General features: G+C 58.8%; 11 protein-coding genes and 1 tRNA gene. 8 read left to right on the forward strand and 4 right to left on the reverse strand.

The features are described from left to right. The first annotated feature begins 10 nt into the window (after positions 1-10). From ACN19L_RS08035 to trxA, 7 genes are all read left to right on the forward strand, one after another. The gene (locus ACN19L_RS08035) at positions 11-799 is read left to right on the forward strand and encodes a LysM peptidoglycan-binding domain-containing protein (RefSeq protein WP_426493003.1); all 789 of its coding nucleotides are present in this window, start codon (positions 11-13) and stop codon (positions 797-799) included. A 199-nt stretch (positions 800-998) separates the two neighbouring features. After that, positions 999-4,715, forward strand: a complete 3,717-nt coding sequence (dnaE, locus tag ACN19L_RS08040) for a DNA polymerase III subunit alpha (protein WP_426493004.1) — start codon at positions 999-1,001, stop codon at positions 4,713-4,715. Positions 4,716-5,024: 309 nt separating this feature from the next. After that, entirely contained in the window at positions 5,025-5,327 is a 303-nt protein-coding gene (locus ACN19L_RS08045) for a hypothetical protein (RefSeq protein WP_426493005.1), read from the forward strand. A gap of 54 nt (positions 5,328-5,381) precedes the next feature. Beyond that, on the forward strand, positions 5,382-5,900 hold the full coding sequence (locus ACN19L_RS08050) for a GbsR/MarR family transcriptional regulator (RefSeq protein ID WP_125428048.1): 519 nt from the start codon (positions 5,382-5,384) through the stop codon (positions 5,898-5,900). 94 nt (positions 5,901-5,994) lie between these two features. Beyond that, positions 5,995-6,933 (forward strand): TIGR01777 family oxidoreductase, encoded by a 939-nt coding sequence (locus ACN19L_RS08055; protein ID WP_426493006.1) that lies wholly within the window; start codon positions 5,995-5,997, stop codon positions 6,931-6,933. A 126-nt stretch (positions 6,934-7,059) separates the two neighbouring features. Continuing rightward, on the forward strand, positions 7,060-7,428 hold the full coding sequence (locus tag ACN19L_RS08060; RefSeq protein ID WP_125428044.1) for a hypothetical protein: 369 nt from the start codon (positions 7,060-7,062) through the stop codon (positions 7,426-7,428). A gap of 220 nt (positions 7,429-7,648) precedes the next feature. Further along, positions 7,649-7,978: a thioredoxin gene (trxA, locus tag ACN19L_RS08065; RefSeq protein ID WP_044003005.1), complete on the forward strand. Its 330-nt coding sequence runs from the start codon at positions 7,649-7,651 to the stop codon at positions 7,976-7,978. A gap of 87 nt (positions 7,979-8,065) precedes the next feature. Here the strand turns inward: trxA and ACN19L_RS08070 are convergent, their stop codons facing one another. The 3 genes from ACN19L_RS08070 to ACN19L_RS08080 all read right to left on the reverse strand — a co-directional run bounded on the left by ACN19L_RS08070 (position 8,066) and on the right by ACN19L_RS08080 (position 10,132). After that, positions 8,066-8,371: a hypothetical protein gene (locus ACN19L_RS08070; RefSeq protein ID WP_426493007.1), complete on the reverse strand. Its 306-nt coding sequence runs from the start codon at positions 8,369-8,371 to the stop codon at positions 8,066-8,068. Positions 8,372-8,462: 91 nt separating this feature from the next. Beyond that, a complete protein-coding gene (locus ACN19L_RS08075; protein ID WP_426493008.1) occupies positions 8,463-9,401 on the reverse strand; it encodes a TonB family protein in 939 nt (312 codons plus the stop codon). 245 nt (positions 9,402-9,646) lie between these two features. Beyond that, positions 9,647-10,132: an AsnC family transcriptional regulator gene (locus ACN19L_RS08080; protein ID WP_426493009.1), complete on the reverse strand. Its 486-nt coding sequence runs from the start codon at positions 10,130-10,132 to the stop codon at positions 9,647-9,649. Between the two features lie 156 nt (positions 10,133-10,288). On the opposite strand from ACN19L_RS08080, the gene ACN19L_RS08085 reads away from it, so the two are divergent. Beyond that, positions 10,289-10,403, forward strand: a tRNA-Glu gene (locus tag ACN19L_RS08085). A gap of 331 nt (positions 10,404-10,734) precedes the next feature. Here ACN19L_RS08085 and ACN19L_RS08090 read toward each other — a convergent pair. Further along, entirely contained in the window at positions 10,735-12,954 is a 2,220-nt protein-coding gene (locus ACN19L_RS08090) for a cytochrome c biogenesis protein CcdA (RefSeq protein WP_426493010.1), read from the reverse strand. Positions 12,955-13,158 lie beyond the last annotated feature (204 nt).

Below are 13,158 nucleotides of genomic sequence, written 5' to 3' on the forward strand. Positions count from 1 at the left end.
GCTCATTTTTATGCGCTTTCCTTTTTGGCCCTCGGTGCTGGCCGTGGCCGGCCTTCTGGTTTCTTCTTCCGCTCAGGCTCAGCAAACAACTGGCCAGCCCGCCACCACCCCACCTCAGGTTCTGTCTGAGGACTCCGTGCGGGTGATGTCGGGCTTAGTGGAAACCAGCGTCCGGCGGCTCCGGGCCATTTACTTCGAGCCCAACGACGCCAAAGCGGTGCAGCTGGTAGATGCGGCGCTGGTAGAAATTCCGGTCCTGAACCAGCGCCTCAGCCGCTACACCGCCAGCCTACCCCGCGAGCAGCAGCAGCGGCTGGCCCAGCGGCTTCGCCAGCAGCCCTGGCAGGTGGAGCTGAACACCTTGCTGCGCAGCCCCCAGTACCAGGGGTTTGATGCCCGGGCCGCCAAAACGCCCGAGCTGCACGCCGCGGCCGAGCGGCTGCACGCCTCCGGCTTCATGGGCACGGCCAAGCCCGTAGCAGCCAAAGCCCCGGCAGCCGCCCCGATGGGCACCATCTCTATGCCCGCCGCGCCGGCTGCTGCCAAGCCCAAAGTCCAGCCGCGCACTACCAGCTTGGTGCCGGCTACTGCTAAGCCGGCGGGAATGTCCGTTGCCAAGGCCGCGGCGGCCCCCAAAGCCAGCCCATCCGGTCAGCGCCATACCGTACAGAAAGGCGAAACGCTGTTCAGCATTGCCCGCCAGTACAACACCACCCCCGCCCAGCTCCAGCAGTGGAATGATAAGGCTGAGCCGTCGGTGAAGATTGGGGAAGTATTGGTGGTAGAGGGTAGCCGGTAACTTCCTGCCATCTACCCACCTGCCCATTATTTGAGGTGGCAGCAAGTATGGTTACTACACCTGCTACGGGCGGCTATATAGCCGCCCGTATTCTTTGATAGTACGCCAAAATCCCTTGCCGCGCAATCTTTCCCGGCCGCAGATTCGTGGGTAACTTTACTGTCCGCTTCGGGCCCTAACGGCGCGGAGCTGCCTGCCCATGCCCGTCTTCTCGCACCTGCACTGCCACACCCAATATTCCCTGCTTGATGGTCAGGCCAGCATTTCGGCCCTGATGAAGAAGGCCCAGGCCGACGGCATGCCGGCCGTGGCCCTCACCGACCACGGCAATATGTTCGGGGCCTTCAACTTTGTGGCCGAGGCCAATAAGTACAACGTGAAGCCCATTGTGGGCTGCGAGTTTTATCTGGTGGAGGACCGGCACAAGAAAAGCTTCAGCCGGGAAAAGGGCGAGCGGGACGTGCGCCACCACCAGTTGCTGCTGGCCAAGGACCAGGCCGGCTACCAGAACCTGGCCAAGCTCTGCTCCATGAGCTTCATCGAGGGCGTGTACAGCAAGTACCCCCGTATTGACAAGGAGCTGCTGCTCCAGTACCACGAGGGCCTGATTGCCACCAGCTGCTGCATCGGGGCCGAAATTCCGCAGGCCCTGCTCTGGAAAACCGAGGAAGAAGCCGAAAAGCAGCTGCGGTGGTGGCTGGATGTATTTGGCGAGGATTACTACATCGAAATCCAGCGCCACGGCATCGAGAACATCGACAACACCGGCAAAAGCCAGGAGGACCTCAACCAGATTCTGCTGAAGTGGGCCCAGAAGTATAACGTCAAGGTCATCTGCACCAATGACTCGCACTACGTGAACCAGGAGGACTTTGCGCCCCACGATCTGCTGCTGTGCGTGAACACCGGCGAGGAACACAGCATTCCGGTGGGCGACTTCCAGACCAAGTATTTCCGGCTGGTTTCCGGCGACAACAAGGTGCTCTACGACCACCTCGACAACCTGCGCCCCCTCGCCTCGTCCGACGACCAGGTGCGCCGCCAGCTCATGCGCATCGACGAGGAAGCGCAGATGCCCCGGCCCCGCTCCCGCTTCGGTTTCCCCAACGACCAGTTCTACTTCAAGAGCCAGGAGGAAATGGGCCAGCTGTTCCGGGACGTACCCGAGAGCCTGGACAACACCAACGAAATCGTTGATAAAATCACGCCGCCCAAGCTGGCGCGCGACATTCTGCTCCCCAACTTCCCCATTCCGCCGGCCTTTGCTAATGCTGATGAGTTCCTGCGCGAGCTGACCTACGTGGGCGCTTTCGGGCCCTCGGCCGGTAAGGGTATCGTCACGATGACCAAGCCGCCGCGCTACGCCGAGCGCACGCCCGAAATTGAGGAGCGGCTGGATTATGAGCTGCGCATCATCCAGACGATGGGCTTTGCGGGCTACTTCCTCATCACCCAGGACTTCATCAACAAAGGCCGGGACATGGGCGTGGCCGTGGGTCCGGGCCGGGGCTCGGCGGCGGGTTCGGCCGTGGCCTACTGCGTGGGTATCACCAACATCGACCCCATCAAGTACAGCCTGCTGTTCGAGCGTTTCCTGAACCCGGAGCGCGTGTCCATGCCCGATATTGACATCGACTTTGACGACGTGAACCGCCAGCGGGTGATTGACTACGTGGTGGACAAGTACGGCAAAACCCAGGTGGCCCAGATTATCACCTTCGGTACGATGGCCGCCAAGTCCAGCATCAAGGACGTGGCCCGGGCCATGGAGCTGCCCCTGCCCCAGACCAACGAACTGGCCAAGATGGTGCCCGAGAAGCCCGGTACCACCCTGGCCGGGGCCTTCGCCGAAAACCCCGAGCTGGATTATATCGTCCGCGACACGGCCCCCGACAACCTGCGCGGCCACATTCTGCGCCTGGCCCACAAGCTGGAAGGCTCGGTGCGCAACACCGGTATCCACGCCGCCGGCGTCATCATCGCCCCCGACGACATCACCAAGTACATCCCCGTGTCCACCTCCAAGGACTCGGACCTGCTGGTAACCCAGTTTGATGGGAAGGTGATTGAGGCCGCCGGGATGCTCAAAATGGACTTCCTGGGGCTGAAAACGCTGACGATTATCGTCGATGCCCTGGAGCTCATCAAGAAAAACCACGGCGTCGAAATCAACATCGACGACATCCCGCTCGACGACCCCAAAACCTACGAGCTCTACCAGCGCGGCGACACCATCGGCACGTTCCAGTTTGAGTCGGAAGGGATGCGCATGTACCTAAAGGACCTCAAGCCCACCAACATTGAGGACCTGATTGCCATGAACGCCCTGTACCGGCCGGGCCCCATGCAGTTCATCCCGAACTTCATCAACCGCAAGCACGGCCGCGAGGAAATTGAGTACCCCCACGAGTTGCTGGAACCCATTCTGAACTACTCCCAGGGCATCATGGTGTACCAGGAGCAGATCATGCAGGCCGCCCAGATTCTGGCTGGCTACTCCCTGGGCGGTGCCGACTTGCTGCGCCGGGCCATGGGCAAGAAGGACATGAAGAAGATGGCCCAGGAGCGGGAGAAATTCTGCGAGGGCGCCGAGAAGCTGCACGGCATCAAGCCCAAAAAGGCCAACGAGGTGTTCGACGTGATGGAGAAGTTTGCGGCCTACGGCTTCAACCGCTCCCACTCCGCCGCCTACTCGGTGGTAGCCTATCAGACGGGCTACCTCAAGGCTAACTACCCCGCCGAGTACATGGCCGCCGTGCTCACCAACAACATGTCGGACATCAAGAAGGTGACCTTCTTCATTGAGGAAGCCCGCCGCCAGGGCGTGCCCGTACTGGGCCCTGACGTGAACGAATCCATCCTCAAGTTCAACGTAAACGAGAAGGGCCAGATCCGCTTCGGTATGGCCGCCGTGAAGGGCGCGGGCGAGGCCGCCATTGAAAGCATTGTGGCCGAGCGGGACAAAAAAGGCCCCTACACCGATATTTTCGACTTCTCCAAGCGCGTGAACCTGCGCGCCGTGAACAAGAAGACGTTTGAAAGCCTGGCCCTGTCGGGGGCGTTCGATTCGTTTGAGCGCTACCACCGCCGCCAGTTCGTGGAGGCCCCGGCCGGCGACCAGAACCTCATCGATAAGGCCGTAAAAATGGGCCAGCAGTACCAGGCCGACCAGGACTCCGCCCAGCAGAGCCTGTTTGGCGGCGGGGCCTTCGGGGCCGTAGCCATGCCGCTGCCCAAAGTGCAGGATATGGAGCCCTGGCCCGCCACCGAGCTGCTGCGCCGCGAAAAGGAAGTGGTAGGCTTCTACCTCTCGGGTCACCCGCTCGATGACTTTAAGCTGGAAATCGACTCCTACTGCACTTGTGGGCTGGACAAGGTGGAGAACTACAAAAACCGCGAGGTAACGGTAGCCGGCCTGATTTCCAACGTCCTGTTCAAAACCACCAAGACCGGCCAGCCCTTCGTCTCGTTCAGCGTGGAAGACTACGAGTCGTCGCTGAACCTGGCCCTGTTCCGCGACGACTACACCCGCTTCAGCAACCTCATCAACCCCCGCAACTACGATAAGGAGCAGGTGCCCCCCATGTACATCCGGGGCAAGTACGCCCAGCGCTTCCGCGACTCCGACCAGTTCGAGTTCAAGATTCTAACCATGGAACCGCTATTCAACGTGGCCGAGAAGCTGGCCAACGGCGTGCGGGTACAGCTGGACCTGCGTACCATCACGGAGCCCTTCATGGACCGCTTCATGGAAGCCGTGGAAGGCTGCGCCGGCTCCAAAAAGCTGGAAATCAAGTTTGCTGAGCCCCACGAGCACCTCACCGTAGACACCTACTCCCGCCGCTACCGCATCGAGCCCAAGGAATTCATCCGCAAAATGCGCGAAATGGAAATCGACGCCTGCCAGCTGATTTAGTTTTCGGCACGCTCATAATGCAACCAGTGTGGCTGCTTACTGACTCCGGTAAGCAGCCACACTGGCTTTTATGGCTTTATATATATGGTAATAACCGCCCACCGAACACTACTGCTTGGCTTAGTTGTCTGCCTGCAAACGGCTTGCACTGTTACGCAACCGTTGCCCTTGCCAGCTTCTACTGTTCTGCAGGCGTCTTGTTCTCAGGATACCACTGCTCCGCGACAGTCTGCAGTTTCTGCCGCGGCGACTGTATCTGCGCTTCATTCCTCTTGCGTAGCACCTCCTGCATCTGGCTCCTCGCGAACTGTGAAACGACGAGATAATCTGCTGCGTACTATTCCTGCTCCATTAGTTGCATATGTGTCACCTAAACACGCTGTCCAGCAGCATACACAGGTACGCCGCTTGGGAACCCGCAACTCAACTGGCGTTGGCAGCACCGTGCTGGGCGTTTTGTTGGTGCTGGCCTACCTGGCAGGCGCGGCGGTGCTCACGGTGCTGTGCCTGATCCTGTGGCCCGTGGTGCCGGCTTTGAGTGTTCTGGCGGGCCTTGGAGTAGTAGCAGCGGGGGTTGGTGTCGTCCGAACAATTGTGGAACTACTGCACTGAAAATATTCTTTCAATTTTTATTGAAAGTTTGGAATACTCTGCTACATTTGAACCATGCAACTCGACGAGGCCAAAAGCAAGTTCATTGAAGGCTGGGGCACCCTGGGCTCGGCCTGGGGCGTGAGCCGGACGATGGCGCAGGTGCATGCGTTGCTGCTGGTATCGGCCGGGGCGTTGAGCACCGAGGATATTATGGAGCAGTTGCAGATTTCCCGGGGCAATGCCAACATGAACGTGCGCGCCCTCATGGATTGGGGCCTCGTGCGCAAGGAGCTGCGGCCGGGGGAGCGGCGGGAGTTCTTCTCGGCGGAAAAAGACATTCACCGGGTGGCTACGCTCATTCTGCAGGAGCGCCACAAGCGGGAGTTGGCCCCCATCATGCGTGTGCTGGGCGAAGTCCGGCAGGTAGAGCCCTCCCCCACCGCTACGCCGGAGGAAACCCAGGCCTTTACCCAGATGATCGGTAACATCCAGAGCTTCGCCGACTTCGCGGATAGGGCCGCTGCCACGCTCATCAAAGCCGATGAAAATTGGTTTGTGAGCACCTTTATGAAGCTTATGAGCCGACGATAATAGCAAGTGCTTATTTTTTTGCTACCATATTTCAATAATTATTGAAAGTTTCAAATTAACAGTATCTGAATCATTCACCTTGGATATCACTCTTATGAATCAACCCTTGATGATTCTGGCCGGCGGCAACGGCTTTTTGGGGCGGCACCTGGCCCGGCACTTCCGGCAATTGGGCTACGAGGTGCTCACGCTTACCCGGCGGACCAAACGGTTTGGGGAAGTAGATTGGAACGGCCGCACGCTGGGGCCCTGGGCCAGCAAGCTGGAAGGGTCGGCAGTGCTCATTAACCTGGCCGGCAAATCAGTGGATTGCCGCTACCACGCCGCCAACAAGTACGCCATTGTGCGCAGCCGCACCGAAAGCACCCGGGTACTGGGCGAAGCCGTGGCGCAGTGCCAGAACCCGCCCGCCCTGTGGCTGAACTCTTCCACGGCTACTATTTACGAGCATACTACGGACGAAGCACCAGCCAATACGGAAGTCGCCGGCCGCATCGGGCGGGGCTTTTCGGAGATGGTAGCGCAGAAGTGGGAAGCCGAGTTCAACCTGGCAACTGTGCCCCACACGCGGCGCGTGGCGCTGCGCACGGCCATTGTGCTGGGCGCCGATGGTGGGGCGCTGCCCGTACTGACCCGGCTGGCCCGCTGGGGCCTGAGTACGCCCCAGGGCACCGGGCAACAGTGGGTGAGCTGGCTGCACGTAGCGGATTTCTGCCGGGCCGTGGAGTTCCTGGTGGCTCGGCCACAGTTGGAAGGCGCGTTCAATCTGTGCGCTCCGGAGCCGCTGCCCAACGCCACGCTTATGGGCTTGCTCGACCGACACTACCGCCCGCGCTGGCACTTGCCTCAGCCGCAGTGGCTGCTGGAAATCGGGGCCTTCCTGCTGCGCACTGAAACCGAGCTGATTCTGAAAAGCCGCAAAGTAATGCCGCAACGGCTGCTGGACGCCGGTTTCCGGTTCCGCTTTTCTAGCTGCCAACAAGCAGTAGCCGATTTACTTCCGCAGATAGATTCCGCGGCTTACCTATCCTAAAACCAGACTCCGGTACCAGCTGAGGCCATCAGCAAAACCGCCCCAACTCCTGCCGCCAAGCGCCTTTACCTGTCCCCATTCACTTTTCACCTTATCATTTTTTTCACCCTCAAACCCTTCAACGTCATGAACTACTATTTGCTGGTTTACGGAGTGTATTTGCCCGTTACGGTGCTGCTGACCATTTGGGTGGCCCGCACGCTGTTCAAGAACGGCCGGCTGTTTCTGGTCGATATTTTTCACGGCAATGAGCAGCTGGCCGACTCCGTGAACAAGCTGTTGCTGACGGGCTTTTACCTGGTCAACATCGGCTACGCTACGCTCACGCTGCGCACCACGGAGGCCGTAACCAGCTACCAGGACAGCGTGGAAACGCTCAGCATCAAAATCGGCACCATCATTCTGATTCTGGGTGGCATGCACTTCTTCAACCTCTATGTGTTTTATAAGCTACGCAACCGGGCGCAGGAGTACGCCCGGGCCTATCACTCGTAACCTGATACCGTGTGCCGAATACCGCCCGCTATTGTTGGCCTTGCCCGAGCCAGCAGTAGCGGGCAACTGCGTTGACTCAGCCAGACTTCTGCCACTCTGGCCGAAGTGAACTTTCCGGCGCGCTGCTTGTTGGAACGCAATCTGCTACCTTGCGGCCCGCTTGTACGTACAAGGTGCTCAGACAAGCGTACAGACTCATTTCATCAAAAACCCTACAATTATGGGACATAAAGCCATCGAAATTACCGATGCTAACTTCGACCAGATCATCAACTCCGATAAGCCGGTACTGGTAGACTTTTGGGCCGAATGGTGCGGCCCCTGCCGCATGGTAGGCCCGGTAGTAGAAGAGCTGGCCGGCGAATACGAAGGCAAAGCCGTTATCGGCAAAGTTGACGTTGACTCCAACCCCCAGACTTCCGCCAAATTCGGCATCCGCAGCATCCCCACGCTGCTGGTGTTTAAGAATGGCCAGGTAGTGGACAAGCAGGTTGGTGCCGTGCCGAAGCATGTGCTGGCTCAGAAGCTGGACGCGCAGGTTACAGCCTAAGCATTACCCTGTCATACGCAAAAGCGCCCCGGTCTGCTGGCAGACCGGGGCGCTTTTGCGTTCTAGCGTATTAGTTCGGAGCAGAGGTTAGCGCACTACGCGGGTCTGGCCGTCGTGCTTTTGCCGGTACAACACCCGGTCGGCCTGGCGCTCTTCGCGGCGTACTACCTGGCGCTCCTTCGGCGTTACCACGCCATCGGCGCGGGCTCCCTGGCGGGCCTGGGCGGCCTGTAGCTGCTGGTTTTGCGCACGGGCGGCTTCTGCGCGGGTCAACTGGCCGGAGCGTACTCCCTGCCGGATGCGGGCCTGGTCGTGGCGGGGGGAAGCTACCTGCGCACTGGCAGACAGGCTGAAGAGCAAGGCGGTAAGGGCAAACAATGAAAAGCGTTTCATGGCAAAATGTGTGTAGTGAGGGTTGCTTTTGCCAGTAAGAAGGACGCCGACGGCCGAGGTTTAATCCCCTCTCCGAATTTTTCCGGGTTGGCTACTCAGTTTCGGGGTCGGGCGCAGCAGCCCGGGCCTCGGAGGGCGGTACCTGGGGCGGCTTCACGCCGGAAATCAAGGAAAAGTTGGGGGCAAAATGAATGGGAATAGTGAATGTCATGGCGGTGGGCAGGTTGTATTCCCGGCCCGGCTCAAACGCGGGCAGACTAGCCACCACCCGCCGGGCTTCCAGATCGGCATCGGGAGCCAAGCCCTGCACCACCCGCACCTGCCCTACCCGGCCCTGCTCATCCACCGTGTAGCTCACGTACACATTGCCGGTGATACCCTTGCGCCGAATGGTGCGCGGGTACACCGTGTTGCGAGCAATGTAGTTGAGCATGGCCACCTCCCCACCCGGAAACTGCGGAAACTCCCGCGTCCGGACCCGACCCATGTAAGGAGAACCGTCTTTGTTAAAGAACGCCAGCGCCAGCGGCTTACCTTGCCGGTCGGGCATTTCAATAGCACTTAGCTCCCCGGTGTCGTAGTAATAGCGCCACTCCCCTACCGGCCGGCCGGCGTTGTAACGGCCCTCCGAGCGTTTCTGCCCGTTGCGGTGCACCGTAATCCAGCGGCCCACGCGCTGTCCATCCGTGTAGTCACCGCGTTGGCTTACTTTACCGTCCTCGTACCAGCCCAGGTACAGGCCATCAGCCTCGTCATTATGGTAATGAACCTGGGCCGCCCGGCTCCCATCGGGGTGGTACCACGTAAGCAGCCCGTTGCGAACGGGCGGATCAATGGCGGAGAGCGTACCCTTCAGCAATAAGGTACCCGATATCGAGTATTCCCGCATGGCATAGGTACCCAGCAACTCATTACGACGGTCTACTATCCGATAATGGGTGGCGCTATCCGGTACCGTAGCCTGGTCACGGTCATTCAGGTACACCGCCGGCAAACTCTGCCCCCAGCTCACCTGAGCCAGTAATGCCAACGGCAAAAGAAACGCACAGGAGGTTCGCATAGAAGTGCCGGGGTTCTGGTTGGGTACACGAAATATAACCAGCAGTGAATCAAGGCCCAACACACCATCCAACTTCATCCGAAAAATACAATCCTGCCTTTTCGCTGCCCTATTCTGCCGGCAGTGGCGGCGGCCAGTACCGAGCAGAAACATAGCAGCCGTTACTCCCAGCTGAGAATAACGGCGCTACAAATCAGCCTACAGCGGCGGGCGGCTTAGTTGGTATCCTCCTCTACTTCCTGCAGCTGAATGGGCCGGTTGAAAGCCTCTTCCAAGGAAATAAGTGTTTCCGTGCGCTCAATTCCTTCAATCAGCTGGATCTGTTCGTGCAGAACTTCACGCAGGTGATTCGTGTCCCGACAGATCAGGCGGGCAAAAATGCCGTAGGCCCCGGTAGTAAAATCGATGCTCACGACTTCCGGAATCAGGCGTAACGCCGTAACCACGCTTTCATACACGGAACTCTTCTGCAGATAAATGCCCAGGAAAGCCCGCACGCCATAGCCCAGCTTCTGGTAGTCTATCTTGAGGGTAGCCCCTTGCACAATGCCTAACTCTTCCAGTCGGGCCATGCGCACGTGCACCGTACCGCCCGAAACATGCACCTTCCGGGCAATTTCCGTGTAGGGCATTTTTGCATCGTCAATCAACAGGGCCAGAATTTTCCGGTCGGTGTCGTCAAGTTCGTAATTACGAGCCATTTTTCAGGGTGTTGATTATCTATATTTCAATGAAAACTCTACTTTTTTAGAAAGTATGTAAATTTTCATACAAATGTCTGAAATTATTTTATTACTTCAACCAAGCTAGTACATTTGTCATAATCCAACGCGACCGGCAACGGATTGTTTTCATATTGTAGAATGGTGAAACTGGCAGACACGCCCCCCTCTCTCGGGGGTGGAGATTTGGGAAAAACTGGTCCGGCGGCCGGCTAACTGCTCCTTGAAGGTTCGAGTCCTTCTTCTACAGCACAAAAAAAGGGTGGATTATGTGAGGAGGAAAAACGGGACGTATCTGGGTGGGTACGTTCTGAATCGAGAGGCGGCATCTGGGTGGGTGCCGCCTTTTCTTTTTTGGGTATCCGCCATATCTCGTTGCCTTCCGCGGGATTCGCTACTCTACGCTAGAGTATCTTTTCGGCCGCAAAGGTCAGGGTTTCCGAGTAGAATTGCACGGTATAAAGGCAAAAAAGCTCTCGATTGGTTGCACTTCTCTCAACGAAGCCGGCCATTTACCACAACCAAAAGCCCCACCTGAACCAGAATTCAGATGGGGCTTTTACGAACTGATAGGCAACTCGTTAGCGGGCCGCTACCTGCTGATGGTAGCGGGCCAGGCCAGCATCCAGAAACTCTACAAACTTCGCGGCGTCCGCCTCATACGCCACCGGCGTGGCCAGAACGTGGGCCAGATCGGTGGGGGAGTTAGGGTCAAGCAGCACGTAGTAGGGCTGGGCATTCACGTTGAAGCCCGTGAGCTGTAAGTCGGCGTTCTTTTTGCCGAGAGTGGTTTTCTGCTTGTTATCGTGGGCGGAGGTGTACCACTCATTGCGCGGGAGCTCCTGTTTGTCATCCACGTATAAGGCCACCACCACAAAATCCTCGCGCAGGCGCTTGAGCACTCGGGGGTCGCTCCACACGGTGGCTTCCATTTTGCGGCAGTTTACGCAGGCGTGGCCAGTGAAATCGATGAACAACGGCTTATTAGCCGCTTTGGCGCAGCGCTTGGCCTGCTCCAGATCAAAATAGCCCGACAGGCCGTGGGGCAGCTCCAGAAAATCGGCGTAGCGTGGGGCTTCGCACTGGGCATTGGGCAGCGCGGTGGCTACGGCCGGAGCGGCCCCCGTCGCCAGCGAGAAATCCTGGCGGCTCTGGGGCGGCAGGTAGCCAGCCAGCAGCGGCAGCGGTGCCCCAAACAGGCCCGGAATCAGGTAGGTCATGAAGCTGAACGCCAGCACAGCCATCAGCAGCCGGCCCACACTCAGGTGAGGCAGGTCTGAATCGTGGGAGAGCTTGAAGCGGCCCAGCAGGTACACACCCAGCAACCCCGACAGCGCAATCCACAGGACCAAGTACAGGTCGCGGGGGAGCAGGTTCCAATGGTAGGCCAAGTCGGCCATGCTCAGGAATTTCAGGGCCAGCATCAGTTCCACGAAGCCCAAGGTCACCTTCACCGTGTTTAGCCAGCCACCCGAGCTGGGCAAGCTTTTTAGCCACGTCGGGAACAGCGCAAAAAGCATAAACGGCAGCGCGAAGGCCAGGGAAAAACCCAGCATACCAATAACCGGCCGTAAGCCACCGCCCTGCGCGGCCATTACCAGAATGGAGCCGACGATGGGGCCAGTGCAGCTGAACGATACTACCACGAGAGTAAGAGCCATGAAAAACACGCCGGCCCACCCGCCTTTATCAGCCTGGGCGTCAATTCTATTCACCATACCGTGGGGCAGCGTAATCTCAAACAGCCCTAAGAATGACAACCCAAATACCACGAATACGGCAAAGAAAATCAGATTAGGCAGCCAGTGCGTGCTGATCAGGTTAAGGCCATCGGCCCCCAGCAGTACGCTGGTGAGCAGGCCCACCACTACGTAAATGAAGACGATGCTGAAACCGTAGAACAAGGCTTTCAGAATTCCCTGACGCCGGTCGGCGGAGCCCTTCGTGAAGATGGAAACTGTCATAGGAATAAGCGGAAACACGCAGGGCGTCAGCAGTCCGCTCAGGCCGGATATAAAAGCAATCAGGGCCAGGGAGAGCAGGCCGGCATCGGCTCCTTCGGCACCAGCGGCTGCGGTGGTAGCCGCCAGAGCCGCGCCCCCCATCGCGCGGCCGGGAACCTCCTCCGGCGCAGCAACGGCCGTGGCAGAATCCGGCACTACAGCGGCGGCCGTGGCAGTGGTAATCAGAGGAGTGGCCGTATCGGCTGGCGCAGTGGCCATAGCCGCTGCAGTAGCTGCCGGGGCGGGGGCGGCGGGCGTTACAACTGCGCCGGTGCTGCCCTTGGCCGGTGTAGCTGGCGTGGCCGCAGTGCCGGTTACCTCAATAGGCCCGAAGCTCAGGCTTTCCTCACCCGGGATGCAGCGGCCGTCCACGTCGGTGCAGCTCTGAAACTCGGTTTCGGCCTTGATGGTGAGGCTGCCCGGCTGCAGCACCCGGATGCGCTGGGTAATGCGGCCGGTTTTCTCAAAATACGTGACGTTGCCCTTGAAAATATCGTCGTAGTGCTTGGTGGCCCCGATGGATTTGGGGGCCCCCACCAACTCGTACGCCGGGCTCTTCGCGAAGGTGAAGGTGAAAACAGTGGGTCCCAGATCAGGGTCGAAGTCGGTGGCGTAGAGGTGCCACTTATCGTCGATGCGGGCATTTACAATCAGGTCCAGCTCCTCGCCTACTTTGGCGGCGGGCTTGCTGAGGGCCACGGAAAGCTTGGTAGGCTGCAATACCTGCGCGTTGGCCGCCGTAACAACCGAAAAAAGGAGCAGCAGTATTGAATACAGAAAGGAGGAATGCCGGAACATGAAAACAGAGAAAAAACGACAACTGGTCGAAGACAAGGCAAAGGTCGGGAGAAACCGCAACAGCTAACGGCGGAAAGTAGTTTTTCCACCGGCAAAGCTGCACGTTGGGGCCTTCCGGGCGGAGCCGTTCGGGGGTGGCACGCAGGTATTTTCCAACCGCTTGCGCCGAATGTCGTATTTTTGCTTTACAAAGGAAGGCCGACC

The sequence above is a fragment of the Hymenobacter sp. 102 genome (assembly GCF_049949205.1).
GTDB lineage: Bacteria > Bacteroidota > Bacteroidia > Cytophagales > Hymenobacteraceae > Hymenobacter.

Excerpts from the sequence above, each read along its gene's own strand:
- ACN19L_RS08050 (WP_125428048.1), top strand. The coding sequence starts at position 5,382 with ATGCAACTCGACGAGGCCAAAAGCAAGTTCATTGAAGGCTGGGGCACC.
- ACN19L_RS08060 (WP_125428044.1), top strand. The coding sequence starts at position 7,060 with ATGAACTACTATTTGCTGGTTTACGGAGTGTATTTGCCCGTTACGGTG.
- ACN19L_RS08090 (WP_426493010.1), bottom strand. The coding sequence starts at position 12,954 with ATGTTCCGGCATTCCTCCTTTCTGTATTCAATACTGCTGCTCCTTTTT.
- ACN19L_RS08070 (WP_426493007.1), bottom strand. The coding sequence starts at position 8,371 with ATGAAACGCTTTTCATTGTTTGCCCTTACCGCCTTGCTCTTCAGCCTG.
- trxA (WP_044003005.1), top strand. The coding sequence starts at position 7,649 with ATGGGACATAAAGCCATCGAAATTACCGATGCTAACTTCGACCAGATC.
- dnaE (WP_426493004.1), top strand. The coding sequence starts at position 999 with ATGCCCGTCTTCTCGCACCTGCACTGCCACACCCAATATTCCCTGCTT.
- ACN19L_RS08055 (WP_426493006.1), top strand. The coding sequence starts at position 5,995 with ATGAATCAACCCTTGATGATTCTGGCCGGCGGCAACGGCTTTTTGGGG.
- ACN19L_RS08080 (WP_426493009.1), bottom strand. The coding sequence starts at position 10,132 with ATGGCTCGTAATTACGAACTTGACGACACCGACCGGAAAATTCTGGCC.
- ACN19L_RS08035 (WP_426493003.1), top strand. The coding sequence starts at position 11 with ATGCGCTTTCCTTTTTGGCCCTCGGTGCTGGCCGTGGCCGGCCTTCTG.